Source organism: Pseudomonas sp. FP1742, from assembly GCF_030687145.1.
Lineage (GTDB): Bacteria > Pseudomonadota > Gammaproteobacteria > Pseudomonadales > Pseudomonadaceae > Aquipseudomonas > Aquipseudomonas frederiksbergensis_D.
Genome location: NZ_CP117460.1, coordinates 1119484 through 1144755, shown reverse-complemented (window position 1 = coordinate 1144755; position 25272 = coordinate 1119484). Strand labels below are relative to the sequence as shown.

Here is a 25272-nt window from a genome sequence, read left to right as displayed (position 1 = left end):
GAGATACTCCTAACGCTTGTGGCCAGTGTCCAGCTTGCGTTCCAAATGCATGGAATAGCGGGACATACCAAAACAGAAAATCCAGAACACCAGGGCCGCAAACACATAGCCTTCAGTGGCCATGCCCAGCCATTTCGGGTCGGCGGCGGCTTGCTTGACGCTGTTGAGCAGGTCGAACAGGCCGATGATGATCACCAGGCTCGTGTCCTTGAACAGTGCAATGAAGGTGTTGACGATGCCCGGGATCACCAGCTTCAGGGCTTGCGGCAGAATCACCAGGCCCATGCTGCGCCAGTAACCGAGGCCCATCGCCGCGGCTGCTTCGTACTGACCTTTGGGGATCGCTTGCAGACCGCCACGCACCACTTCGGCGATGTAGGCCGACTGGAACAGGATCACGCCGATCAGCGCCCGCAGCAGTTTGTCGAAGTTCATGCCTTCGGGCAGGAACAACGGCAACATCACCGACGACATGAACAGCACCGTGATCAACGGCACGCCGCGCCAGAATTCGATGAAGGTCACGCAGACCACTCGAATCGCCGGCATGTTCGAACGACGGCCCAGAGCCAGCACTATACCCAGCGGCAATGCGCCGACGATACCGACGGTAGCGATCACCAGGGTCAGCATCAGGCCGCCCCACTGACTGGTCGCCACGTTGGTCAGGCCGAATATGCCGCCGTGCAGCAGGAAGTAGGCAATGATCGGATAGAGCACCAGAAAGCTCAGGCCGTAGATTGCCTTGTGAGGGACCCGCGCGACGAATAACGGCGCCACGCCAATCACCGCCAGCCACACGGTCAGGTCCACGCGCCAGCGCAAGTCCATCGGGTAGTAGCCATACATGAACTGGCCGAAGCGCTGCTCAATGAATACCCAGCAGGCGCCGGCCTTGGTGCAGTCGGCGCGGGTGGTTCCAACCCAATTGGCGTCGAGAATCGCCCAGCTCACGAGGGGCGGAACTATCAGGTAAATCAGGTAGAACGCGAACAGCGTCAGCAGGGTGTTGATCCAACTGGAAAACATGTGCGCCCGCATCCACGCCACGATACCGATGCTGCTGCTCGGTGGTGGCATGTCGGGTTTGAAAGTATGAGTCGTCATGCGCTCTTCCTTACCGCTCGATCAGCGCAATGCGCTTGTTGTACCAGTTCATCAGCAGGGAAATGCTGATACTGATCGCCAGGTACACGCTCATGGTGATGGCAATGACTTCGATCGCCTGTCCGGTCTGGTTCAGCACCGTACCGGCAAACAACGACACCATCTCCGGGTAACCGATACCGGCGGCCAGCGAGGAGTTTTTCGCCAGGTTCAGGTATTGGCTGGTCAGCGGTGGAATGATCACGCGCAGGGCTTGCGGAATGATCACCTTGCGCAGCGTCGGACCGTTACGCAGACCCAGCGAGTGGGCCGCTTCGGTCTGGCCGTGGCTGACCGACTTGATGCCCGAACGCACGATTTCGGCGATGAATGCCGCGGTGTACACCGTCAGGGCCAGGGTCAGCGCCAGCAGTTCCGGGATCAGCACCCAGCCACCGACGAAGTTGAAACCTTGCAGCTTGGGGACTTCCCAGTGCAGCGGCGCACCGAAGATCAATGCGCACAGTGCCGGGATCACCAGGAACATCGCCAGGCCTACCCAGAATTTGTGGAACGGTACGCCGGTCTCTTCGAAACGCTTGTTGGCCCAGCGGCACATCAGCACGATCGCGACGATGGCCACGACGATGCTCGCCACAAACGGCCAGAAGCCGTCCGCTACCAACGCCGCCGGCATGTTCAGGCCGCGGCTGCTGACGAAAAAGGTGTCGCCGAAGTTATGACTGTTGCGCGGCCCTGGCATGGTCAGGAACACCGCGAAGTACCAGAACAGGATTTGCAGCAGCGGCGGAATGTTACGGAAGACCTCGACATAAACCGTCGCCATCTTGGCAATGATCCAGTTCTTCGACAGTCGTGCCACACCGACGATGAACCCGAGGATCGTCGCCAGGATCACGCCGATGAAGGTCACCAGCAACGTGTTGAGCAAGCCGATGACAAACACCCGGGCATAGCTGTCCGATTCGGTGTAGTCGATCAGGTGCTGAGCGATGCCGAACCCGGCGCTGCGCTCCAGAAAGCTGAAGCCGGAGGTAATGCCCCGGTGTTGCAGGTTGGTTTGAGTGTTGTCGAACAGGTACCAACCCATCCCGACCACGGCGATAACCGTAATGATCTGAAACAGCCACGCACGCACTCGCGGATCGCTGAGGCTGAACCTCTGCTTTGGTGCGCCGATTGAATTTTGCATGAAGTGCCCCGGAAATAATGGAACAGAACATCACCCGGTGGTTGGCCCACCGGGTGATAGAACCATCAGCGCACTGGTGGTGCGTATTGAATGCCGCCGTTGGTCCACAGGGCGTTCAAGCCACGGTCGATTTCCAGCGGAGTGCCCTTGCCGAGGTTTTTCTCGAAGACTTCGCCGTAGTTACCGACTTGCTTGACGATTTTCACCACCCAGTCTTTCGGCAGTTTCAGATCCTTGCCGTACTCACCGTCGGCGCCCAGCAGACGAGCAACGTCCGGGTTCTTGGTCGACTTGGCTTCCGCCTCGACGTTCTTCGAAGAGATACCGGCCTCTTCAGAGTTGAGCATCGCGTAGCCGACCCAACGAACGATTGCCAGCCACTCATCGTCGCCGTTACGCACGACCGGCCCCAAAGGCTCTTTGGAGATGGTTTCAGGCAGAACGATGTAATCTTTCGGCGAGGCCAGTTTGCTGCGCTGTGCATACAGCTGGGACTTGTCGGAGGTCAGCACGTCGCAACGACCGGATTCCAGCGACTTGGCGCTTTCATCGGAGGTGTCGAAGGTGATCGGGGTGTACTTCAGGCCATTGGCGCGGAAGTAGTCGGACACGTTCAGCTCGGTGGTGGTACCGGCTTGAATACAGATGGTCGCGCCATCCAGTTCCTTGGCACTTTTCACACCCAGCTTGCTGTTGGCCAGGAAGCCTACGCCGTCGTAATAGGTGATGAAGCCAGGAAACTTCAGACCCATGCCCGCGTCACGGGAACTGGTCATGGTGGAGTTGCGCGACAGCACGTCGATTTCGCCGGATTGCAGAGCAGTGAAACGCTCCTTGGCATTCAACTGGCTGAATTTGACCTTGGTCGCGTCACCGAATACTGCAGCAGCCACAGCGCGGCAGAAGTCAGCATCGATACCAACGATCTTGCCTGTAGAGTCCGGAACCGAGAAACCCGGCAGACCGTCGCTCACGCCACACTGAACGAAACCTTTCTTCTGCACTGCATCCAGGGTTGCACCCGCCTGAGCGAACCCACTGACACCGAGCACTGCGGCTGCAGTCACGACGGCCAGGGTGGATTTCAACATCTTCATTCAAACCTCCAGTTTTGCTCTTGTTGTGTCGGAGCTTGAGCCCTGTCGCACCCTTTTGAGGCGTTGCTGACCCTTATTGGCTTTTTTTAGGGTCAACCGACGTAAGGACCGTCGCTATGAGTCTAGTAGGAGAAAATCCACATCATGGATAACTCACTTCTCACCAATCGGCCGAACGGGCTGTAGCCCTTTCACGTTCGCGAAGCCCGTAGCGGCCACTGGCGAACATCCATCACCGGATTCTTTGCTATCCCATGACCAGCCATACACTGATAGTGTTACCGCCAGGCATGAGATTAGTTGCACAAGTTTTCCCATAGCAAAGCCCGTACCAGACCGCTCGCTAAATCGATTCAGGGACAGGTCAATAGAAAAACTTTCAACCTTGCGACATTTACTTAACTGATCAACCAGGCGCGCACTCAGATCTTGCACTTCATGAGCGCGCACGCACAGATATGGAGCACCCATGACCGAGCCCTTGATTCTTCAACCCATCAAGCCCGCAGATGCCTGCGTCATCTGGCTGCATGGGCTGGGCGCCGACCGCTACGACTTTTTGCCGGTGGCCGAAGCGCTGCAGGAAAGCCTGCTCACTACCCGTTTCGTTTTACCCCAGGCTCCGACTCGCGCGGTCACCATCAATGGTGGCTATGAGATGCCAAGCTGGTACGACATATTGGCCATGAGCCCGGCACGCGCGATCAACCGCGAGCAGCTGAAGCAGTCCGCGCAACGGGTTGTTGATTTGATTGAAGAGCAGAAGGCCAGCGGAATAGACGCTTCGCGGATTTTTCTCGCCGGGTTTTCCCAGGGTGGCGCCGTGGTGTTGCACACCGCCTTCCTGAAATGGCAGGGGCCGCTGGGCGGCGTGCTTGCGCTCTCGACTTATGCCCCGACTTTCAGCGATGAACTGGAGCTTTCCGCCAGCCAGCAGCGCATTCCCGTGTTGTCGTTGCATGGTCAGTATGATGACGTCGTGCAAAACTCCATGGGCCGGACCGCCTATGAGTATTTGAAGCACCATGGTGTCACCGTGACATGGCAGGAATACCCAATGGGTCACGAAGTGTTACCCGAAGAAATCCGCGACATCGGCGTCTGGCTCGCCGAGCGCTTACGCTAAAAGTTACCCTTTGATCCATCGCACTACGCCGCGCCCGATTCTTGCATTACACTGGCCGGCGTACATTCCTTAACCAATTGATGAGATGACCGTGCTCAAAGCACTCAAGAAAATGTTCGGTAAAAGCGAGGCTGAGCAGCTCGCGCCAGGCTCCAGCGCTCCTTCTCATACCCCCAGCCACCGCACCGACGGTAATCAGCCTGGCCGGACCGCCACCGTAGCGGCACCGAAACACGAGCCGGTGACCACCCCAACCGCCTCCTCTGCCCCGGCCATTGCCTCTGAACCGCGTAGCGAAGCGCCGAAACCTGCGAAACCACGCCGCGAACCGAAGCCAAAGGCGCCGGTCATCCCCTGGAAACTCGAAGACTTCGTCGTCGAACCCCAGGAAGGCAAAACCCGCTTCCACGACTTCAAGCTCGCCCCCGAGCTGATGCACGCCATTCAGGACCTGGGCTTCCCTTATTGCACGCCGATCCAGGCGCAGGTGCTTGGCTTCACCCTCGCCGGCAAAGACGCCATCGGTCGCGCCCAGACCGGTACCGGCAAAACCGCCGCGTTCCTGATTTCGATCATCACTCAGCTGCTGCAAACCCCGCCGCCCAAGGAACGCTACATGGGTGAACCGCGGGCACTGATCATCGCCCCGACCCGGGAACTGGTGGTGCAGATTGCCAAGGACGCAGCCGACCTGACCAAGTACACCGGCCTCAACGTCATGACATTTGTCGGCGGCATGGACTTCGACAAGCAGCTCAAGCACCTCGAAGCTCGTCACTGCGACATCCTCGTGGCCACTCCCGGCCGCTTGCTCGACTTCAACCAGCGCGGCGACGTGCATCTGGACATGGTCGAAGTCATGGTGCTGGACGAAGCCGACCGGATGCTCGACATGGGTTTCATCCCGCAAGTGCGTCAGATCATTCGCCAGACCCCGCCGAAGAGCGAGCGTCAGACGCTGCTGTTCTCCGCGACCTTCACCGAAGACGTGATGAACCTGGCCAAGCAATGGACCACCGACCCGTCGATCGTCGAGATCGAAGCGCAGAACGTAGCCAGCGAAAACGTCGAGCAACACATCTACGCGGTGGCCGGCGCCGACAAATACAAACTGCTCTATAACCTGGTCAACGATAACGGCTGGGAACGGGTGATGGTCTTCGCCAACCGCAAGGACGAAGTGCGGCGCATCGAAGAACGCCTGGTGCGCGATGGTGTCAACGCGGCGCAACTGTCTGGCGATGTGCCGCAGCACAAGCGCATCAAGACCCTGGAAGGTTTCCGCGAAGGCAAGATCCGCGTGCTGGTGGCCACCGATGTCGCCGGTCGCGGCATTCACATCGACGGCATCAGCCATGTGATCAACTTCACCCTGCCGGAAGTCCCGGACGACTACGTGCACCGCATCGGTCGTACTGGCCGTGCCGGTGCCGATGGCGTGTCCATCAGCTTTGCCGGTGAAGACGACTCCTACCAGCTACCGTCCATCGAGGCGCTGCTGGGTCGCAAGATCAGCTGTGAAACGCCACCCACGCATCTGCTGCGGGCGGTTGAGCGCAAGCGCCCGTAACGCGGGTCGCAGAATAAGAGGCGCAGCCGGAAACGGACTGCGCTTTTTTTTTCGTCCGGATTTTTCAACAGAAGCTTGCTAGAGACAACTAAAAGTCCATAATGGACAAATTAGTTTACTTTCAGCGCCCGGAGCCGACCATGCCCAGCACGCCTTACGTGATCACCCAACCCCAGGCCCGCGAACTGCTGGCGCAAATCGACGTCCCGCAGATCCTGCGCAAGCTGTTCCGCGACCTGGCCGTCGGGCAAGCCGTGCAACCGGCCCAGCAGTTGGTGGAATTTCCGAAAGGTGCCGGGGACTTCATCAACTACCTGGGGGTGCTGGCCGAAGACGGGGTGTACGGGGTCAAGACGTCGCCGTACATCGTGCGCGAGCAAGGCCCGCTGGTGACCGCCTGGACACTGCTGATGTCGATGCAGACCGGCCAGCCATTGCTGCTCTGCGATGCCGGTGAACTGACCACGGCCCGCACCGCTGCGACGACCGCAGTGGCGGTCAATGCCCTCGCCCCGCTCAAGGCCCGGCGCCTGGCGATCATCGGCAGCGGCAAGGTCGCCCAGGCGCACCTGCACTACGTCAGGAACCTGCGAGACTGGCAAAGCATCAGCCTCTATTCGCCGAGCCTGAACGGCAAGAACGCCGAAGCACTGGCGCAACTCAAGAGCCTCGACCCACGGCTGACCCTCGCCGACAGTTGCGAAGCCGCGATTCAAGACGCCGACGTGATCATGCTTTGCACTTCGTCTGCCGGCCCGGTGATCGACCCGTCGAACTTGAGCAAACCGGCATTGATCACCTCTATCAGCACCAACGCCCCGCGCGCCCATGAAGTGCCGCCGCAGAGCCTCAATGATATGCACGTGTTCTGCGACTATCGTCAGACCACCCCAGGCTCGGCCGGCGAAATGCTGATCGCAGGTGAACGACACGGCTGGGACAGCCGCGCGATAGTCGGCGACCTGCCCGACTTGCTCAGCGAAAAAGTACGGCGCCCGGACTACGATCGGCATGTGTTCTTCCGCTCCATCGGCTTGGGCCTGGAAGACATTGCACTGGCCAATGCCCTTTACCAACTACAGCGCTAACACCACAAACCCTGTGGGAGCGGGCTTGCTCGCGAAAGCGGTGTGTCAGTCGACATCCTTGATGAATGTCAGACCGCATTCGCGAGCAAGCCCGCTCCCACAGGGGGTCTCTAACAATTTCGGCATTTACGCCCCATCAGGAGACGTTCATGAGCCAGGCAGATTTCATCATCATCGGCGGCGGGATTGCCGGCGCTTCCACCGGTTTCTGGCTGTCGCAGCACGGGCGGGTGATTGTGCTCGAACGCGAATCCCATCCGGCCTATCACTCCACCGGACGCTCGGCGGCGCTGTACACCGCCGCCTACGGCACGCCACAAGTTCGGGCATTGACCCAGGCCAGCCGCGATTTCTTCGATGCACCGCCACCCGGTTTCTGCGAACACCCGTTGCTGACCCCGCGCGGTGAGATGACCGTCGACTTCACGGGCGATCCGGCCGAGCTGAACAATCAGTACCTGAGCGCCAAAGCCACCGTGCCGCAGATGCAACTGCTCAGCGCCGACGAAGCCTGTGCGCGTCTGCCGATCCTGCGTCGGGAAAAAGTCCATGGCGCGATCTACGACCCGACGGCCAGCGACATCGATACCGATGCCCTGCACCAAGGCTATCTGCGCGGTATCCGGCGCAATAAGGGCGAGGTGCATACCGATAGTGAAGTGCTGAGCCTGACCCGGGATGCCGAAGGGCGGTGGCAGGTTCAAACCGCCACTCAGACCTTCAGCGCCCCGATCATCATCAATGCCGCTGGCGCCTGGGCCGACAAGGTTGGCGAGCTGGCTGGCGCCCGGCCTCTGGGCCTGCAACCCAAGCGCCGGGCAGCCTTTATCTTCGCCGGCCCCGAGGGCCTGGATAGCCATGACTGGCCCATGCTGGTCAGCCTCGATGAATCGTTCTACATGAAACCCGACGCCGGCATGTTCCTCGGCTCACCGGCCAACGCCGACCCGGTGGAGCCACACGACGTGCAGCCCGAAGAACTGGACATCGCCATGGGCATCTACCAGATCGAAGAGGCCACCACCCTGACCATCCGCCGCCCGACCCGCACCTGGGCCGGCTTGCGCAGTTTCGTGCACGACGGGGATTTGCTGTCCGGTTTCGATCCGCACGTACCGGGCCTGTTCTGGGTGGCGGGACAAGGCGGTTATGGCATCCAGACCTCACCGGCCATGGGCCAGGCCAGCGCTGCACTGGTGCGCGGCGAACCCTTGCCCGAACAGCTCGGCCGTTTCGGCCTGGACGCCGCGATGCTCTCCCCCGCCCGCCTGGGTTGATCCTGATCCTCAGGTGACGTGTCCACACGATTGCGGCAAACTTCCAGTGCCCCTTTTTAAAGGGGCGCTGACGCTGCCTGGAGTTCCACTGTATGAACGCACCTGAAAAACACTCGGCCCTGGACAATGCGTCCATGGACAACTTCCGCGCGATTGCCGACGCCATCGCCACGTTGTTCTTCCCTCACGCCGAGGTGGTGCTGCACGACCTGCGCACGCAAAAGGTCGATTACATCGCCAACAACCTGTCCAAACGGGAAATCGGTGACGACTCGGCACTGGAGGACATGCTCAGCGAGGAGGTCAGCGAACGAAACATCGGGCCGTACGAAAAACTCAACTGGGACGGCCAGAAGATTCGCAGCCTCAGCAGCGTGCTGCGCGACAGCGAAGGGCAGCCGTTGGCTGTGCTGTGCATCAACTTGAATATTTCGTTGTTCGAGAATGCGAAAGCGGCGCTGGATTTGTTCCTGTCGCCAACCAAACTGATTCCGCAGCCGGATTCACTGTTTCGCGATGACTGGCAGGAGCGGATCAACACCTTTTTGCATGCCTGGCTGCGCGAGCGTCAGTTGAGCCTGAATGTGCTGACCCGCGACCACAAACGTGAACTGGTGCTGGCGCTGCACGCCGAAGGCGCCTTCAAAGGCAAAAGCGCCTCCAACTATGTGGCCAATGTGCTGAACATGGGCCGGGCGACGGTGTACAAGCATTTGAAGGAACTGAAGGGCTAAAGATTTGCGGTGACTGTTCCGACCTCATCGTCGGAACGCCGCCCGGGCAAGCCCGCTCCCATAGTGTCCGTGTCGTGTACAAAACATGAGTACACCACTGAACCTGTGGGAGCGGGCTTGCCCGCGATGGCGGTTAATCAATCGCCATAGATGTCGGACTTGAAGTACTTCTCCGAAATCTTCTGGTATTCGCCACTGGCGCGAATGCCGTCGATGGCCGCGTTCAGTTCGCTGACCAACTCGGTGTTGCCCTTGCGCACAGCGATGCCGGCGCCTTCTCCCACGTATTTCGGATCTTTGAGCTCCGGCCCGACGAAGGCATAGCCCTTGCCACGAGGCATCGACAGGAAGTCATTCAGAGGAATGGTGTCGGCAAAAATGGCATCGAGGCGACCGGCTGCCAGATCCATGTAGATTTCTTCGTTGTTGCCATAGCGCTTGACGTTGATGCCCTTGGGTTCGAAAACCTCGGTGGCGTAACGGTCCGTGGTGGTTGCGCGCTGCACGCCGATAGTCTTGCCCTTGAGGCTGGCGTACTGGTCATCGACGACCGCGCCCTCTTTCATCACCAGTCGCGACGAGGTGAAGTAGTACTTGTGGGTGAAATCCACCGACTTCTTGCGGTCTTCGTTGATGGTCATGGACGACAGCGCCATGTCGATTTTCTTCACTTTGAGGGAAGGAATCAGACCGTCGAATTCGCCTTCGACCCACACGCACTTGACCTTCATCTGTGCGCATAGGGCATTGCCGATATCGTAGTCGAAACCGACAATCTCGCCTTTATCGGTTTTGGACGCGAACGGTGGGTAGGCCGCTTCGATACCGATACGCAGGCTTTTCTCGGCTGCGAACACACTACTGCACGCCAACAGGCTCAGGGCCAGACCGGTAATGAGGGGGAATTTCTTCATGTTCGTTCTCTCGCGGGTTGTTGTTGGTTTGGCAAGACAGAAGAAAAAACTGAAACAGGGAGTAAGTTTTTTGTACTTGGAATTCCATACTGGACTTTTATGTATTGATCGTCAATCGAGCACCCGCAGATCTGCCGCGCCTCTGGTCGGGAGGTGAATCAGTGGGGTTTTGTTGATGCAGATGGCCCCTTCGCGGGCAGGCCCGCTCCCACAGGGTTGCGTGTGACCTTGCAGCAGCGAGCGGTGCGGCGGTCCGACTTGCCCGCGAAGGCGTATTCGAAAGCACTAGAGGAATTACTGCTTCCAGCGATCCGCCGCCGCATGATCGCTATCGCGCCCTTCAACCCAGCGCGGGCCATCGCGGGTGTTTTCTTTCTTCCAGAACGGCGCACGGGTTTTCAGGTAATCCATGACAAAGGCACAGGCATCGAACGCTGCCTGACGGTGGGCGCTGGCGGCACCGACGAAAACGATAGGTTCGCCCGGCTCCAGCGCGCCGATGCGGTGCAGCACTTCCAGCTTCAACAGCGGCCAGCGCTGCTCAGCCTCCGCAGCAATCTTGCCCAGGGCTTTTTCGGTCATGCCCGGATAGTGCTCCAGAAACATCCCGGCGACATCGAGACCGTCATTGAAGTCGCGTACATAGCCGACAAAACTCACCACCGCACCGACGCCCACATTGGCCGCGTGCATGGCATTGACTTCGGTGCCGGGGTCGAACGCTGTGGATTGCACGCGAATCGCCATGGCTCAGCCTCCGGTCACAGTCGGAAAAAACGCCACTTCATCGCCATCGCCCACCGGTTCGTCGAGCTGGCAGAGGTCTTCGTTGCGAGCGCACATCAGGTTTTGCTCGCTCAGCACCTCGGCCCCATCACGCTGGGCCAACAGCGCACGCACATCGTCGACCGTGGCGAAATCACCCTCAACTTTCACCGAGTCAACGCCGAGCGCTTCACGGTAACGGGCAAAAAACTTCACAGTAACCTTCATGGCTGATCCGCCTGGTAATGACCGCTCTTGCCGCCGAGTTTCTCCAGCAGGCGCACGCTCTCGATGGTCATGCCACGATCCACGGCCTTGCACATGTCATAAATCGTCAGCGCCGCGACGCTGGCGGCGGTCAGTGCTTCCATTTCGACGCCGGTCTGCCCGGACAACTTGCAGCGTGCCACGATACGCACGGTGTCATCGCCTTCGGCACTGAGTTCGACCTTGACGCCGGTGAGCATCAACGGGTGGCACAGAGGAATCAGATCGCTGGTTTTCTTCGCCGCCTGGATGCCGGCGATCCGCGCCACGGCGAACACGTCGCCTTTGGGATGACCGCCGCTGACGATCATCTGCAGGGTTTCGGGCAGCATGCGTACCAGCGCTTGGGCTGTTGCTTCGCGGAACGTCACGGTTTTTTCGGTGACGTCGACCATATTGGCGTGACCTTGGGAATCGAGATGAGTCAGCACAGCGTTACTCCTGATCAGGAGCGTCGATTGTAAACCTGTGGGTCAATTTTCCGCACGCACGATTATCCGATCACCGTGAACTCATTGTGGGAGCGGGCTTGCCCGCGAAAGCGGTGGGTCAGTCACTGTATTTTTTAACGGACACACCGCATTCGCGAGCAAGCCCGCTCCCACAAGGGATTTGTGTCAGGTGCAAAAAAACCGGGCGGCTTTGGGCCGCCCGGTTTTGCTGAGGGTTACAGATGCGATTCGGCGTATTCGGCCAGAATCGAACGTGGCACCCCTTGCAGGGTGATATGCACGCCGTTGGGGAAGTCTTTGAAACGTTCGGTCAGGTACGTCAGCCCGGAGCTGGTCGCGGACAGGTAGGGGGTGTCGATCTGCGCCAGGTTGCCCAGGCACACCACTTTGGAACCGGCGCCGGCACGGGTGATGATGGTTTTCATCTGGTGCGGCGTAAGGTTCTGGCATTCATCGATCAGAATCAGACTCTGCTGGAAGCTGCGGCCCCGAATGTAGTTGAGGGATTTGAACTGCAACGGCACTTTGCTGAGAATGTAGTCGACGCTGCCATGGGTGTTTTCGTCATCCATGTGCAAGGCTTCGAGGTTGTCGGTGATGGCGCCGAGCCAAGGCTCCATTTTTTCCGCTTCGGTGCCGGGCAGGAAGCCGATTTCCTGGTCCAGCCCCTGCACGCTGCGGGTGGCGATGATGCGCCGGTAGCGTTTGCTGACCATGGTCTGCTCGATGGCCGCCGCCAGGGCCAGGATGGTTTTACCGGAACCGGCCGCGCCGGACAGGTTCACCAGGTGAATATCCGGATCGAGCAAGGCGTACAGCGCCAGGCTTTGATAGATGTCACGCGGCTTCAGGCCCCAGGCTTCCTGGTGCAACAGGGGCTCCTGATGCAGATCGAGGATCAGCAACTTGTCGACCTGGATTTCCTTGATCCAGCCGACAAAGCCCTGTTCGTCGATGATGAACTCGTTGACGTGCACGGCAGGCAGGTTGTCGATCAACTGCACCTGATGCCAGGTGCGGCCATGATCCTGCCGGGTTTCGACTTTGCTCACCCGGTCCCAGAAGGAGCCAGTCATGTTGTGGTAGCCGTTGGGCAGCAGGGACACGTCGTCGACCAGTTGGTCGGTGCTGTAGTCCTCGGCCGCGATCCCGCAGGCCCGCGCCTTGAGGCGCATGTTGATGTCTTTGGTGACCAGCACCACGGGCAATTTCGGATCCCGCGCGTGCAGGTCGATCAGCTGGTTGATGATGATGTTGTCGTTCAGGTGCTCGGGCAGAATGATATTCGGCTCGGCACGCTTGCTCATCAGAATTGACAGCAAGCCTTTCGGCCCGCTCTTGCCACGCTGGATCGGCACCCCTTGTTCAACGTCTTCGGGAGAGGCATCGCCCAGGGTCTTGTCGATCAGCCGAATGGCCTGACGGCATTCGGCGGCCACGCTGTGATGCCCGCCCTTGAGCTTGTCCAGCTCTTCAAGCACGGTCATCGGGATCGCGACGTGGTGTTCTTCGAAATTAAGCAGGGCGTTTGGATCGTGAATCAATACGTTGGTATCGAGTACATAAAGGATTGGCTGGTTGGAAGAAGGGCTACGTCCGTGATCATCCATACTCGGTCACCTTAGTGGGAGCCAGTCGACGCAATACCATGACAGTGCTGCGCCTCGAAGTGGCCACCGAAATCACCTGCTCAGACTCAAGTGATTGCAACCCAAACGGAGTCTTGGAAGACGCCACCTGTGTTGCAGGTTTCGGCGGTCTGTCTTCGTAATACTCCAAAACACATGACAGAAAAAAGCACTTTGACGTTTTTTTGAAATTTATTTTTCAGAATGACCAATAGCACTTGGCGGACTGCCAGCACCCCGCTAAAGTCGGAAGTCCGCCCGCATCAAAATTCCTGCAAAAAACGCCCCAAGACCAATGTTTACGGGCTTTCCCCGTTTCAGCGAAACCCGTCCTGACAGTTTTCCCAACCGATCCCGCTCGGCGCCGTTTGCGTCATCAGCCAGGGTATCGCGGTTTTCAGCGCATCCTGCTTCACGTTGAAGTTGATCACCCCGTGCCGCCACAGCAGCATCAGGGTCAATACCCTTTGCCCGCTCTGGCTGCCCTTGAGCTTGCCGGCGCCGTCCTGGGCATCGATATCCCACAACGCCACCTGCACGCCCTGAGACTTGAAGAAGCCCTCAGCATCGGACCGACGCTGGCCATCGGGCGGGCGAAACAGTGGTACGTAGTTCTCCGGCAGCTTGCCTTTGACCAGTTCGACACTGCGTCGTACCGAGTCCTGCCAGTCTTGCCAGTGGCTGTGGGAGCGGAACTCCCAGCCTTGCACGCCAACGCATTGCTGCGAATAAGTCCCTTGCAGGCTGGTCACCGAACGTTCGGCCAGACGCGCCTGAATGTCCTTGCCAAGGACGAAGAACGTAGCGCTCATGTTCGATTTGCGCAGGTACTCCGTGACCCAGGCGGTGTTATCCGGCGCGGCATTGGCGGCGCTGTCGAAGGTCAGCAGGAACAGGCGATCATGCATGGCGTCGCCATTGCGCTCATAGTCGCCAAAACGATCGACTTCGCTGCTGGTCTGCGGAAACAGCGCAGCCTTGCGCAATTGCTCATCGAGGTACTGGGCGTGGAACAACCGGCTCGGCTCGGCCCACTTGATGTAGTAGCTGTCGTCGCTGATCTGAAACTTGGCCGCTTGCTCACGCAGGGTGTCCATGTCCTCGACCAGGAAACAGAACGAGGCATCCTGATCGCAACTCTGCTGGGCGAAATTGTAGTTGCTCAGCAACCGCTGCCACATGCGCCGGCGCAGTTGGTTGACCGACTCCAGATTGACGGTACGCAGCCCCAGGCGTTGAGCCAGGCTCGCTTCATCGAGCGATTCGCTGGCCAGCAGGACGCGGGCGAACATGAGGATTTCGGCCCGGGAGGCGACGTCGAACAGGGTCGGGTTGCTGAGTTGCTCAGGCCAGGTGCTGCGATCCAGCGTCGCCACATCGCCCGGTGCCGCCTGGGCGCCGAAGCTCAACAGCAAGGCAAAGAATAGAAAAACGATACGCAATGGGATGTCTCCATAACAAAACCCGCGCGGCACTATAGCCGATCCCGCTCACATTCCCGCAGCGGCTCCTACAGCGCATAGCCATCGATCACCTATGGACTTGATAGCTGGAGTCAACAAGGACAACCCCCTAGAATCGCCCCCACGATTAAAGGAGACGACTTCATGCTGATGGTGATTTCCCCCGCCAAGACCCTCGATTACGAAACACCGCCGGCGACCCAGCGCTTCACTCAGCCGCAATACCTCGACCATTCCCAGGAACTGATCCTGCAACTGCGCGACCTGACACCGGCGCAGATCAGCGAGCTGATGCACGTCTCTGACAAGATTGGCGGCCTCAATGCCGCGCGTTTCGGCAGCTGGACCCCGGCCTTCACCCCGGAGAATGCCAAGCAGGCGTTGCTGGCATTCAAGGGCGACGTGTACACCGGCCTGAATGCACAAACCTTCAGCGAAGCCGACTTCGATTACGCCCAGCAGCACTTGCGCATGCTCTCCGGCCTATACGGCTTGCTGCGTCCCCTGGACCTGATGCAGCCCTATCGACTGGAGATGGGCACCAGGTTGGCGAATGCCCGCGGCAAGGACCTGTACGCCTTCTGGGGTACGCGGATCAGCGAATGGCTGAACGAAGCGCTGGCCGATCAAGGCGACGATGTGCTGTTGAATCTGGCCTCCAATGAATACTTCTCGGCGGTCAAACGCAGTGCCTTGAACGCGCGCATCATCAATACCGAATTCAAGGACCTGAAGAACGGCCAGTACAAAATCATCAGCTTCTACGCGAAAAAAGCCCGCGGGATGATGAGTCGCTTCGTCATCGAAGAGCGCATCAATGACCCGGCCGCTCTCAAGCAGTTCGACGTCCAGGGTTATCGCTACAGTAGCGAGCAGTCTAAACCGGACAATCTGGTATTCCTGCGCGATCACGCACCGGAGTAACAAACACCGCACTAAGTCGGCGCACGACATCAATAACTTCGTCGTGCGCCTCCCCTTCGATCCTCGAACAATTCCCCACCTTTTCGTCGACTTATTGGCGCCAAAAAACAATCACCCCATTTCCTAACTTTTGTTTCACTCGACTTTGCTGATTTTTTTCAGTAGTGGCACTGAAAATTTTTATCTGTAGTGGCAAAGAACTACTAAAGACAACAATCACCCTATATATAAAGGGCCAAACGCCAAGTGCTATCAATATGAAAGCAGTGCCATCTTTTTCAATATTTCAAGAAATTTCAGAAATCGCGATGGATGGACAGGAACTATGTCCAAATGCGTCGCTCATACCACCGGTAACGATTCTCTTGGCGAACGTACGAGATAACTTACACAGACAAGCGGTCCCGATAGCGAAGTTGTCACATTAACTTGAACTTATGGATCACTTATTTGGGCAACACATGAAGGACAGGAGATAACGCACCATCAATATCCCCTACAAGGCCACGGCTGCGCCCCTATAAACGTGCTCACCCGAGCACCCAACCGCTTGATTTACGGGCTTCTGGCCTGGCATTGAGCGCGCAAGACCTTTGCACGAATGTCTTCTGAAAAAGAGGATCGGCTGCATAACAGGGCAAGTCATAACAATAAGGCCTGGTTGCGCACACCTTGAGTGCACATATTTAGACACTCAGAACTTAGTATGCCTGCACCCGGCATTGTGACGCCTTTAAGGCCGCACTTGCGAGTGCACTATGACCGCTGAAAACCATTAACTCCGGCCATGTAATGGCTTGTTGAACACAGTCTTGATTAACTGAGAGGTAAATGCGATGCGCATCAGCATATTTGGTTTGGGTTACGTCGGCGCAGTCTGTGCCGGTTGCCTGTCTGCACGGGGCCATGACGTGGTTGGCGTCGATGTTGCCAAAGACAAGATCGATATGATCAACGCCGGTCGCTCGCCGATCGTTGAACCCGGTCTGGGCGAACTTCTGAAACAGGGTATCGAGACTGGCCGTCTGCGCGGTACAACCAACTTCGCCGAGGCGATTCGCGATACCGATCTGTCGATGATCTGCGTCGGCACGCCGAGCAAAAAGAACGGCGACCTGGAACTGAACTACATCGAGGCCGTGTGCCGCGAAATCGGTTTTGTCCTGCGTGACAAGACCACCCGCCACACCATCGTGGTACGCAGCACCGTGCTGCCGGGCACCGTGGCAAACGTGGTGATCCCGATTCTCGAAGACTGCTCCGGCAAGAAAGCAGGCGTCGACTTCGGCGTTGCAGTGAACCCTGAGTTCCTGCGTGAAAGCACCGCGATCGCCGACTACGACCAGCCGCCAATGACCGTTATCGGCGAGTTCGACAAGGCCTCGGGCGACGTTCTGCAATCGCTGTACGAAGAGCTCGACGCACCGATCATCCGCAAGGACATCGCTGTCGCCGAGATGATCAAGTACACCTGCAACGTGTGGCACGCCACCAAGGTGACCTTCGCCAACGAGATCGGCAACATCGCCAAGGCTGTCGGCGTCGATGGTCGTGAAGTGATGGAAGTGGTCTGCCAGGACAAGACGCTGAACCTGTCCCAGTACTACATGCGCCCAGGCTTCGCATTCGGCGGCTCCTGCCTGCCGAAAGACGTCCGCGCCCTGACCTACCGCGCCGGCTCCCTGGACGTGGAAGCACCGCTGCTCAACTCGCTGATGCGCAGTAACGAGTCCCAGGTGCAGAACGCGTTCGACATCGTCTCCAGCCACGACAAACGCAAAGTCGCCCTGCTGGGTCTGAGCTTCAAGGCCGGCACCGACGACCTGCGCGAAAGCCCGCTGGTTGATCTGGCGGAAATGCTGATCGGCAAGGGTTATGACCTGAGCATCTACGACAGCAACGTCGAGTACGCCCGTGTCCACGGTGCGAACAAGGATTACATCGAGTCGAAGATCCCTCACGTCTCGTCCTTGCTCAACTCCAACTTCGACGACGTGATCAACAACTCCGACGTGATCATCCTCGGTAACCGTGACGAGAAATTCCGCGCCCTGGCACTGGAAGCACCGCACGGCAAGCAAGTGGTCGACCTGGTCGGCTTCATGTCTCAAGCCACCAGCGTCAGCAAGCGCACCGAAGGTATCTGCTGGTAACACGCCTGTAGGAGCTGTCGAGTGAAACGAGGCTGCGACCTTTCCCGGGTCACTTGAGTCCTGAGTGAATCCAAAGACAAAGATCAAAAGATCGCAGCCTTCGGCAGCTCCTACATGACCCTCGCCAGTTTTGTAAGCCTGCCTTAACCCCATCGGGCCACCCCACAGGCTCGCCCGAGATCGAGACGGATGCAGATTATGCACAGGCTAAAGCACGGCCTACTTCAGGCCGCCGGTTGGCTGTTTTACCTAAGTTTATTAATGGGCATCGCCCTGGCGTTGCCTCCGTCCACGTTCGACTCCGAGTCGAAGGACTTCATCTTCCTGATCGGTATCGTCGGTATCTGGCGCTACTCGATGGGTGCCACGCACTTTTTGCGCGGCATGCTGTTTCTGTACGTGGTCTACCCGCACCTGCGGCGCAAAGTGCGCAAGCTGGGCAAAGAGGCAGACCCGTCCCACGTGTTCCTGATGGTCACCAGCTTCCGCATCGATGCGCTGACCACCGCGCAGGTCTACAGCTCGGTGATCCGCGAGGCCATCGACTGCGGCCTGCCGACTACCGTGGTGTGCTCCATCGTTGAAATGTCCGATGAGCTGCTGGTCAAGAGCCTCTGGAAGCGCATGAACCCACCGACACGGGTCAAGCTCGACTTCGTGCGCATTCCCGGCACCGGCAAGCGCGATGGCCTGGCTTATGGTTTCCGCGCCATCTCCCGCCACCTGCCGGACGACCGTGCCGTGGTTGCCGTGATCGATGGCGACACCGTGCTGGCCGAAGGCGTCGTGCTCAAGACCGTGCCGTGGTTCCAGCTGTTCGGCAATGTCGGCGGCCTGACCACCAACGAGTTCTGCGAAGTGCGCGGCGGCTACATCATGAGCGAATGGCACAAACTGCGATTCGCCCAGCGCCACATCAACATGTGCTCCATGGCCCTGTCCAAGCGTGTATTGACCATGACCGGCCGGATGTCGGTGTTCCGCGCCACCGTGGTCACCAACCCGGACTTCATCGCCGACGTGGAAAGCGACTCGCTGCAACACTGGCGTCTGGGCCGCTTCAAGTTCCTGACCGGTGACGACAAATCGAGCTGGTTCAGCCTGATGCGCCTGGGTTACGACACGTTCTACGTGCCCGACGCCGCGATCCATACCGTGGAACACCCGCCGGAAAAGAGCTTCATCAAGGCCAGTCGCAAACTGATGTTCCGCTGGTACGGCAACAACCTGCGGCAGAACTCCCGCGCCCTGGGCCTGGGGATGAAACGCCTCGGCCTGTTCACGTCAGTGGTGCTGTTCGATCAGCGCGTGTCGATGTGGACGTCCCTGCTGGGCCTGACCGTGGCGCTCATCGCCACCTTCAAGTACGGCACCGCGTTCATCCTGGTTTACTTGCTGTGGATCGGCATCACCCGCCTGATCCTGACCCTGTTGCTGTCCTGTTCCGGTCACCGGATCGGCCCGGCGTACCCAGTCATTCTCTATTACAACCAGATCGTCGGCGCGCTGGTGAAGATCTACGTGTTCTTCCGCCTCGATCAACAATCCTGGACTCGCCAGCCCACTTCTCTGACCCGTGATCTCGCCAGCTTTCAACGTTGGTTCAACACCTGGTCGTCTCGGACCATGACCTTCTCCGCCGGCAGCATCTTTGTCGCCGTGCTGCTGATGATGGTCTGACCGAACTCGCCTGAATTAACTAGGAAATCGCCCATATGAATACCGCCGTCAACAGCAACGTAGTGCACGAATCCGAAGCCCAGCGCCAACACGCCCGGGTAAAAATCCCGGCCAAGCTGCGTTTCTTCGGCCCTGACCGGACCCCGGTCGAAGCCCGGGTCATCGACCTTTCCGCAGGCGGCCTGGCGTTCAACGCCGGTCAGCTGCCACTGAAGGTCGGCGATGTGCACAAGGCCCGCCTGCAATTCGTCATCGATAACCTTGGCCTGGCCATGGACGTGGAATTGCAGATCCGCTCCGTCGACCGCCAGACAGGCCGCGTCGGTTGCCAGTTCCAGAACCTGGAACCCCGGGACATTTCCACCCTGCGCCACCTGATCACCTCGCACCTGGCCGGTGACATCGTCAGCGTGGGTGAAATGCTCGCAACCCTGCAACGCGACAACTTCACCAAGGCGCGCAAGGTCAAGGACGGCGGTCATGGCATGACCGCGCTCGGCCGACTGAAAGCGGTGACCTTCAGCGCCGGTATCTTCGTGGTCGGGCTGGTGGCGTTCGGTTTCATTTTCAAATCGGTGTACGGCATGTACTTCGTCAGCCACGCCCAGGCTGGCCTGGTCAGCGTGCAAGGCATGAACATCACCATGCCGCGCGACGGCACCGTACAGAGCCTGATCAAGGCTGACGGCGTTGCCGCCAAAGGCGCACCGCTGGCAACCTTCAGCACCAGCATGCTCGACGTGCTCAAGGGCCATCTGGACGAAAACCAACTGCAACCGTCCAAGGTTGAAGAGCTCTTCGGCAAGCAAATGACCGGCACCCTGACCTCCCCGTGCGATTGCACCGTGGCCCAGCAACTGGTGGCTAACGGTCAATACGCCAACAAAGGTGACGTGATCTTCCAACTGGTGCCGCGCAATACCGAAGCCAACGTTGAAGCCCGCTTCTCCTATCGTCAGTTCGGCGATGTGCGCCCGGGCACCACGGTCAGCTTCCAGATCGCCGGCGAAGACCAGACCCGTACCGGCAAGATCGTCAGCAGCACCAGCCTGAAAAGCGAAGACCTGTCATCCGACATCCGTGTGCAGATCAAGCCTGACGAGCCGCTGGACAGCTCCCTCGCCGGCCGCCCTGCAGAAGTGAACAGCACCCGAGGCCCGAACCTGAACTGGCTGATCAACAAAGCCATGGCCGCCGGTCTTTAAGTCGAGGACATGCCTGTGACTATCACAAAAATCCTGAACACACCGCATACCTTGTGGGAGCGGGCTTGCTCGCGAAGGGATCAACACGGTTTGCCTGATGCACCGCATCGCCTGCTTCGCGAGCAAGCCCGCTCCCACATGGGATCACTGTGTGCCGTTGCATTGGCCGTAAGCCTGGCCGGTTGCGCCGGTCTGCCCGACCAGCGTCTGGCCAATGAAGCGCTCAAGCGCGGTGATACGACGCTGGCGGCGCAGAACTATCAGCAACTGGCGGACCTGGGTTACAGCGAAGCACAGGTTGGGCTGGCCGACATACAGGTCGACAGCCGCGACCCGGCGCAGATCAAAAAGGCCGAGGCGACTTACCGCGCCGCGGCCAGCGTCTCGCCGCGGGCTCAGGCTCGCCTGGGTCGCCTGCTGGTGGCCAAACCCGGCGCCACCGAAGCCGAACACCACGAAGCCGAAGCACTGCTGAAGAAAGCCGCGGCCAATGGCGAAGGCAACACCCTGATTCCGCTGGCGATGCTGTACCTGCAATTCCCGCACAGTTTCCCCAACGTCAACGCGCAGCAGCAGATCAGCCAATGGCGCGCCGAAGGCAAACCGGAAGCAGGTCTGGCCCAGGTGCTGCTCTATCGCACCCAGGGCACTTACGACCAGCACCTGGATGACGTGGAAAAAATCTGCAAAGCGGCGCTGAACACCACCGACATCTGCTACGTCGAACTGGCCACGGTCTATCAGAAACGTGGCCAGCCCGAACAACAGGCTGAACTGATCAAGCAGATGCAGGCCGCTCACAGCCGTGGCACCGTCTCTGCGCAACGGGTCGACAGCGTGGCCCGCGTGCTGGGCGATGCGAGCCTGGGCAAGACCGACGAAAAAACCGCGCAGTCGCTGCTCGAAGGCATCGCCCCTGGCTACCCGGCGTCCTGGGTCAGCCTGGCGCAATTGCTTTACGACTTCCCTGAGCTGGGCGACGTCGACACGATGATGAAATACCTGGACAACGGCCGCGCCGCCGACCAGCCGCGCGCCGAATTGTTGCTGGGCAAGCTCTACTACGAAGGCAAGATGGTGCCGGCCGACGCCAAGGTCGCCGAAGAGCACTTCAAGAAAGCCGTCGGCCGGGAAGTCGCCGCCGATTACTACCTCGGCCAGATTTACCGTCGCGGTTACCTGGGCAAGGTCTATCCGCAGAAAGCCCTGGATCACTTGCTGACCGCTGCGCGCAACGGCCAGAACAGCGCCGATTTCGCCATCGCCCAACTGTTTTCCCAAGGCAAGGGCACCCGGCCCGACCCGGTCAACGCTTACGTCTTCAGCCAATTGGCCAAGGCTCAAGACACCCCGCAAGCCACTGAGCTTGCACAAACACTCGAAGCGCAACTGCCGCCTGACCGGCTGGCCGAGGCCCAACGCCTGCTCAAACAAGAGCAAGCCATTCGTAGCACCGTGAGTCCGGACACGCTGGAACTGCACGCCCTGCAAGAAGAAGACGGCGAGGAATCCCTATGAAACTCAATCCATTCGTGCAGGCCGGTATTGGCCTGACATTCGCCCTGCTGTGGTCGTGCCCGACCCTGGCGGCCCTGACCGAAGACAAGAACTTCGGCCTCGAAGTCAAAGTTACCGGCCAGTCCGAAAACGACAGTGACCTGGGCACCGCCGGCGGCGGCGACGTTAACGGCGTCGGCCTCGACCTGCGCCCATGGGTATATGGCGAAAGCGGCGCGTGGAGCGCCTACGCCATGGGCCAGGCCGTGACGTCCACCGACATCATCGAAACCGACACCCTGCAGCAGTCCGACAACAGCGGTACCCAGACCACCGACAGCGGTGATCGCAAGACCAAGAAAAACTACCTGGCGATGCGCGAGTTCTGGGTCGGTTACCAGGGCCTCACGCCTTACCCTGGCGAGATCCTCAAGTTCGGTCGCCAACGCCTGCGAAACGACGACGGCCAATGGCGCGACACCAACATCGAAGCCCTGAACTGGACCTTCGACACCACCCTGTTGCGCGCCAACGTCGGTATCGCCGAACGCTTCAGCGAATACCGTACCGACCTGAAAGAACTGGCGCCCAAAGACAAGGATCGCCTGCACGCTTACGCCGATGCGGCGTATCAGTGGACGCCGGGTAACTGGGTCGGCATTCGCGGTCATCACACCCACGATAACGGCAAGCTCGACTATCCGGAGCCGGGCGTGGCCGCCGATACCCTGGACAAGAAACAGAACGGCGACATCAGCTGGCTCGGCCTCACCGCCGACAGCGACGCCTACAACTGGCGCAACACCAACGCCGTCAACTACTGGGGCAGCATCACCGGCATGAGCGGCGACCGTGACACGGTCAACCCGCTGAATGCCGACGGTACCCGCCCGGCAGAAGCCAAGCGTGGTGAAGACCTGAACGGCTGGGCCACCGACGTCGGCGTACGTCTGCGCCTCGATCCGCAGTGGCAAGTCGGCGCTGCCTATGCCCGCGCCAGCGCCGATTACCAACAGACCGGCCTGGAAAGCAACCGCTCGAACTACACCGGTACCCGCTCGCGGGTTCACCGTTTCGGCGAAGCCTTCCGTGGCGAAATGAACAACATGCAAACCGCCACGCTGTTCGGCTCCTGGATGCTCAACGACGAATACGACGCCAGCGTGATCTACCACAAATTCTGGCGTGTGGACGGCAACAAACCAGTGGGCAGCAACGGCATCAACGCCGTCGAAAACAACACCGACGACGTGACTGGCGCGATCCTCTCCAGCACTTCCCTGCCGCTGGAAGATGGCAACAAGGACCTCGGTCAGGAAATGGACGTGGTCGTCACCAAGTACTTCAAGCAAGGCCTGCTGCCGGCGGCGTTGAGCCAGTCGATCGATGAGCCTTCTGCCCTGGTGCGATTGCGCGGCGGCGTGTTCAAGCCAGGCGATGCCTATGGCAAAGAAGTTGATTCGTACATGCACCGTGCGTTTATCGACGTTATCTGGCGCTTCTGATGCAAACCGCGAAGGGAGTGCCCGACATGAACAGCGCCAAGAAAGGCTCGATCAGCCTGCTGGCCGGCGCGCTGCTGCTGGCCAGCACAGCAGCCTTCGCCACCGTCGAACCGGCCAAGTCTGTGCACCAACCTGAACAGCAGAGCAAATCGACGACCATAGCCAAGGGACTGCAACAGGCCAAGACCTACACCGTCAGCAGCGCGCCAACCGCGCCGCTGGACCTGGCCAAGCCGAAACTGCCGGACACCTCTGGCTATACCGCCCAAGCTATTGCCGCAAAAATCGTGCGCACCAAACCCGGCAAGATCAGCGTGCGCCGGATGATGCAGGAAGACGCCCTGAAGGACTTCATCGGTGGCGACAACAAGATGGCCGAGTGGGTAGTGCGTCAGCATGGCATCCCGCAGGCGATCTTCGTCGACGACGGCTACATGAACCTCAAGGATCTGACCAAGAAGCTGCCCAAGCAGTACTTGAGCGAAACCTCGCCGGGCGTGTTCCTGGCGAAGTTGCCGATTGTGGTGGGTAAACACGGCATTCTGGAAATCGACAAACAGACCCAGGAACTGCGCCTGTCCCAGGAGGCCGGCTCGTTCCTGGTCAACGACGGCCAGCTGTTTGTGCGCGATACCAAAATCACTGGCTGGAGCGAGAAGGCCAACGGTCCGGCGGCCTTCCAGTCGCCCAAGGAGTTCCGTCCGTTCCTGTTGTCCTGGGGTGGCACCGAGACCTACATCGCCAACAGCAAGATCGCCAGTTTCGGTTACGCCAACAGTAAGTCCTACGGCGTGAGTATTTCCCAGTACACGCCAAACATGGCCAAGGTGCTCAAGCGCCCTGAACCGACCGGCTGGATTGTCGACTCCGAGTTCTCGGACATGTGGTACGGCTTCTACTGCTATGAGACCCGCGACTTCGTGGTCAAGGGCAATACCTACAAAGACAACATCGTCTACGGCATCGACCCCCATGACCGTTCCCACGGTCTGATCATCGCCGACAACACGGTGTTCGGGACCAAGAAGAAGCACGGGATCATTATTTCCCGTGAGGTCAACGACAGCTTCATCTTCAACAACCGCAGCTACGACAACCACCTCTCGGGGCTGGTGATCGACCGTAACAGCGTGAACAACCTGATCGCCTACAACGAGATCTACAAGAACCACACCGACGGCATCACCCTCTACGAGAGTGCCGACAACCTGTTGTGGGGCAACAAGGTGATCAGCAATAAGCGTCACGGCATCCGGATTCGTAACAGCGTGAACATTCGCCTCTACGAAAACATCTCAATGGCCAACGGCCTGACCGGTGTCTACGGGCACATCAAAGACCTGAGCGACACCGACCGGGACATCAAGCTCGACCCGTTCGATGCCGAAGTGTCGCTGATCGTGGTCGGTGGTGAACTGGCCGCCAACGGCAGCGGACCGCTGTCGATCGACTCGCCGCTGAGCGTGGAGTTGTATCGCGTGTCGATGCTCGCACCGACCAAAACCAGCGGCATCAGCTTCTCGGGGATTCTCGGCGAGCGCCAGGATGAAATTCTCGACCTGCTGGTGCGCCAGCAGAAAGCCGTGCTGATCGACCCTGTCGAACGCCAGACCGAAATGCGGGACTGA

The 25272-nt window shown here is 59.3% G+C and carries 21 protein-coding genes; 12 read left to right on the top strand and 9 right to left on the bottom strand.

The genetic code is table 11. From position 1 onward, the window contains the following. Positions 1-9: 9 nt before the first annotated feature. The 3 genes from PSH64_RS04975 to PSH64_RS04965 all read right to left on the bottom strand — a co-directional run bounded on the left by PSH64_RS04975 (position 10) and on the right by PSH64_RS04965 (position 3396). Complete coding sequence (locus tag PSH64_RS04975; RefSeq protein WP_105340170.1) at positions 10-1107, bottom strand: amino acid ABC transporter permease; 1098 nt, start codon at positions 1105-1107, stop codon at positions 10-12. Between the two features lie 10 nt (positions 1108-1117). Continuing rightward, positions 1118-2299 carry an amino acid ABC transporter permease gene (locus PSH64_RS04970; protein ID WP_305480134.1) on the bottom strand — a complete coding sequence of 394 codons (1182 nt, stop codon included), beginning with the start codon at positions 2297-2299 and terminating at the stop codon, positions 1118-1120. 65 nt (positions 2300-2364) lie between these two features. Continuing rightward, positions 2365-3396, bottom strand: coding sequence for an amino acid ABC transporter substrate-binding protein (locus PSH64_RS04965; RefSeq protein WP_105340168.1), 1032 nt, complete (start codon positions 3394-3396; stop codon positions 2365-2367). Between the two features lie 469 nt (positions 3397-3865). On the opposite strand from PSH64_RS04965, the gene PSH64_RS04960 reads away from it, so the two are divergent. The 5 genes from PSH64_RS04960 (at position 3866) to PSH64_RS04940 (ending at position 9191) form a co-directional block, all read left to right on the top strand. After that, a complete protein-coding gene (locus PSH64_RS04960) occupies positions 3866-4522 on the top strand; it encodes an alpha/beta hydrolase (protein ID WP_105340167.1) in 657 nt (218 codons plus the stop codon). An 85-nt stretch (positions 4523-4607) separates the two neighbouring features. Then, positions 4608-6092, top strand: coding sequence for an ATP-dependent RNA helicase RhlB (rhlB, locus tag PSH64_RS04955; protein WP_105340166.1), 1485 nt, complete (start codon positions 4608-4610; stop codon positions 6090-6092). A gap of 140 nt (positions 6093-6232) precedes the next feature. After that, a complete protein-coding gene (locus PSH64_RS04950; protein WP_305480133.1) occupies positions 6233-7180 on the top strand; it encodes an ornithine cyclodeaminase family protein in 948 nt (315 codons plus the stop codon). Positions 7181-7329: 149 nt separating this feature from the next. After that, on the top strand, positions 7330-8457 hold the full coding sequence (locus PSH64_RS04945) for an FAD-binding oxidoreductase (RefSeq protein WP_105340164.1): 1128 nt from the start codon (positions 7330-7332) through the stop codon (positions 8455-8457). A gap of 92 nt (positions 8458-8549) precedes the next feature. Further along, on the top strand, positions 8550-9191 hold the full coding sequence (locus tag PSH64_RS04940; protein WP_305480132.1) for a transcriptional regulator: 642 nt from the start codon (positions 8550-8552) through the stop codon (positions 9189-9191). 137 nt (positions 9192-9328) lie between these two features. On the opposite strand, the gene PSH64_RS04935 is transcribed toward PSH64_RS04940, so the two are convergent. The 6 genes from PSH64_RS04935 to PSH64_RS04910 all read right to left on the bottom strand — a co-directional run bounded on the left by PSH64_RS04935 (position 9329) and on the right by PSH64_RS04910 (position 14659). Beyond that, a complete protein-coding gene (locus PSH64_RS04935) occupies positions 9329-10105 on the bottom strand; it encodes an ABC transporter substrate-binding protein (RefSeq protein WP_105340162.1) in 777 nt (258 codons plus the stop codon). 294 nt (positions 10106-10399) lie between these two features. After that, positions 10400-10852 carry a molybdopterin synthase catalytic subunit MoaE gene (gene moaE, locus PSH64_RS04930; protein WP_105340161.1) on the bottom strand — a complete coding sequence of 151 codons (453 nt, stop codon included), beginning with the start codon at positions 10850-10852 and terminating at the stop codon, positions 10400-10402. 3 nt (positions 10853-10855) lie between these two features. Next, positions 10856-11098, bottom strand: coding sequence for a molybdopterin converting factor subunit 1 (gene moaD, locus PSH64_RS04925; RefSeq protein WP_105340160.1), 243 nt, complete (start codon positions 11096-11098; stop codon positions 10856-10858). Further along, positions 11095-11568, bottom strand: coding sequence for a cyclic pyranopterin monophosphate synthase MoaC (moaC, locus tag PSH64_RS04920; protein ID WP_105340159.1), 474 nt, complete (start codon positions 11566-11568; stop codon positions 11095-11097). Before moaC ends, moaD begins: the two co-directional genes overlap by 4 nt. A gap of 236 nt (positions 11569-11804) precedes the next feature. Then, entirely contained in the window at positions 11805-13199 is a 1395-nt protein-coding gene (locus tag PSH64_RS04915; RefSeq protein ID WP_105340158.1) for a PhoH family protein, read from the bottom strand. A 335-nt stretch (positions 13200-13534) separates the two neighbouring features. After that, positions 13535-14659, bottom strand: coding sequence for a polysaccharide deacetylase family protein (locus tag PSH64_RS04910; protein WP_305480131.1), 1125 nt, complete (start codon positions 14657-14659; stop codon positions 13535-13537). A gap of 165 nt (positions 14660-14824) precedes the next feature. Between PSH64_RS04910 and yaaA the strand changes: the two genes are divergently transcribed. The 7 genes from yaaA (at position 14825) to algG (ending at position 25272) form a co-directional block, all read left to right on the top strand. Further along, positions 14825-15604, top strand: coding sequence for a peroxide stress protein YaaA (gene yaaA, locus PSH64_RS04905; protein ID WP_105340156.1), 780 nt, complete (start codon positions 14825-14827; stop codon positions 15602-15604). Between the two features lie 836 nt (positions 15605-16440). Then, on the top strand, positions 16441-17757 hold the full coding sequence (locus tag PSH64_RS04900) for a nucleotide sugar dehydrogenase (protein ID WP_305480130.1): 1317 nt from the start codon (positions 16441-16443) through the stop codon (positions 17755-17757). A gap of 198 nt (positions 17758-17955) precedes the next feature. Beyond that, positions 17956-19437: a mannuronan synthase gene (gene alg8 / locus PSH64_RS04895; protein ID WP_370694460.1), complete on the top strand. Its 1482-nt coding sequence runs from the start codon at positions 17956-17958 to the stop codon at positions 19435-19437. Positions 19438-19472: 35 nt separating this feature from the next. Continuing rightward, positions 19473-20642 carry an alginate biosynthesis protein Alg44 gene (locus PSH64_RS04890; RefSeq protein WP_105340154.1) on the top strand — a complete coding sequence of 390 codons (1170 nt, stop codon included), beginning with the start codon at positions 19473-19475 and terminating at the stop codon, positions 20640-20642. A gap of 15 nt (positions 20643-20657) precedes the next feature. Continuing rightward, positions 20658-22160 (top strand): alginate biosynthesis TPR repeat lipoprotein AlgK, encoded by a 1503-nt coding sequence (algK, locus tag PSH64_RS04885; protein WP_305480129.1) that lies wholly within the window; start codon positions 20658-20660, stop codon positions 22158-22160. Then, positions 22157-23644, top strand: a complete 1488-nt coding sequence (locus tag PSH64_RS04880) for an alginate export family protein (protein ID WP_105340152.1) — start codon at positions 22157-22159, stop codon at positions 23642-23644. The genes algK and PSH64_RS04880 overlap by 4 nt, the downstream gene beginning before the upstream one ends. Before the next feature lie 26 nt (positions 23645-23670). Next, complete coding sequence (gene algG, locus PSH64_RS04875; protein WP_105340151.1) at positions 23671-25272, top strand: mannuronan 5-epimerase AlgG; 1602 nt, start codon at positions 23671-23673, stop codon at positions 25270-25272.

Bases quoted from the DNA above. Each gene is read 5' to 3' on its own strand.
- PSH64_RS04975 (WP_105340170.1), bottom strand. From the start codon at position 1,107: ATGACGACTCATACTTTCAAACCCGACATGCCACCACCGAGCAGCAGC.
- PSH64_RS04970 (WP_305480134.1), bottom strand. From the start codon at position 2,299: ATGCAAAATTCAATCGGCGCACCAAAGCAGAGGTTCAGCCTCAGCGAT.
- PSH64_RS04965 (WP_105340168.1), bottom strand. From the start codon at position 3,396: ATGAAGATGTTGAAATCCACCCTGGCCGTCGTGACTGCAGCCGCAGTG.
- PSH64_RS04960 (WP_105340167.1), top strand. From the start codon at position 3,866: ATGACCGAGCCCTTGATTCTTCAACCCATCAAGCCCGCAGATGCCTGC.
- rhlB (WP_105340166.1), top strand. From the start codon at position 4,608: ATGACCGTGCTCAAAGCACTCAAGAAAATGTTCGGTAAAAGCGAGGCT.
- PSH64_RS04950 (WP_305480133.1), top strand. From the start codon at position 6,233: ATGCCCAGCACGCCTTACGTGATCACCCAACCCCAGGCCCGCGAACTG.
- PSH64_RS04945 (WP_105340164.1), top strand. From the start codon at position 7,330: ATGAGCCAGGCAGATTTCATCATCATCGGCGGCGGGATTGCCGGCGCT.
- PSH64_RS04940 (WP_305480132.1), top strand. From the start codon at position 8,550: ATGAACGCACCTGAAAAACACTCGGCCCTGGACAATGCGTCCATGGAC.
- PSH64_RS04935 (WP_105340162.1), bottom strand. From the start codon at position 10,105: ATGAAGAAATTCCCCCTCATTACCGGTCTGGCCCTGAGCCTGTTGGCG.
- moaE (WP_105340161.1), bottom strand. From the start codon at position 10,852: ATGGCGATTCGCGTGCAATCCACAGCGTTCGACCCCGGCACCGAAGTC.
- moaD (WP_105340160.1), bottom strand. From the start codon at position 11,098: ATGAAGGTTACTGTGAAGTTTTTTGCCCGTTACCGTGAAGCGCTCGGC.
- PSH64_RS04915 (WP_105340158.1), bottom strand. From the start codon at position 13,199: ATGGATGATCACGGACGTAGCCCTTCTTCCAACCAGCCAATCCTTTAT.
- yaaA (WP_105340156.1), top strand. From the start codon at position 14,825: ATGCTGATGGTGATTTCCCCCGCCAAGACCCTCGATTACGAAACACCG.
- PSH64_RS04900 (WP_305480130.1), top strand. From the start codon at position 16,441: ATGCGCATCAGCATATTTGGTTTGGGTTACGTCGGCGCAGTCTGTGCC.
- alg8 (WP_370694460.1), top strand. From the start codon at position 17,956: ATGCACAGGCTAAAGCACGGCCTACTTCAGGCCGCCGGTTGGCTGTTT.
- PSH64_RS04890 (WP_105340154.1), top strand. From the start codon at position 19,473: ATGAATACCGCCGTCAACAGCAACGTAGTGCACGAATCCGAAGCCCAG.
- PSH64_RS04880 (WP_105340152.1), top strand. From the start codon at position 22,157: ATGAAACTCAATCCATTCGTGCAGGCCGGTATTGGCCTGACATTCGCC.
- algG (WP_105340151.1), top strand. From the start codon at position 23,671: ATGAACAGCGCCAAGAAAGGCTCGATCAGCCTGCTGGCCGGCGCGCTG.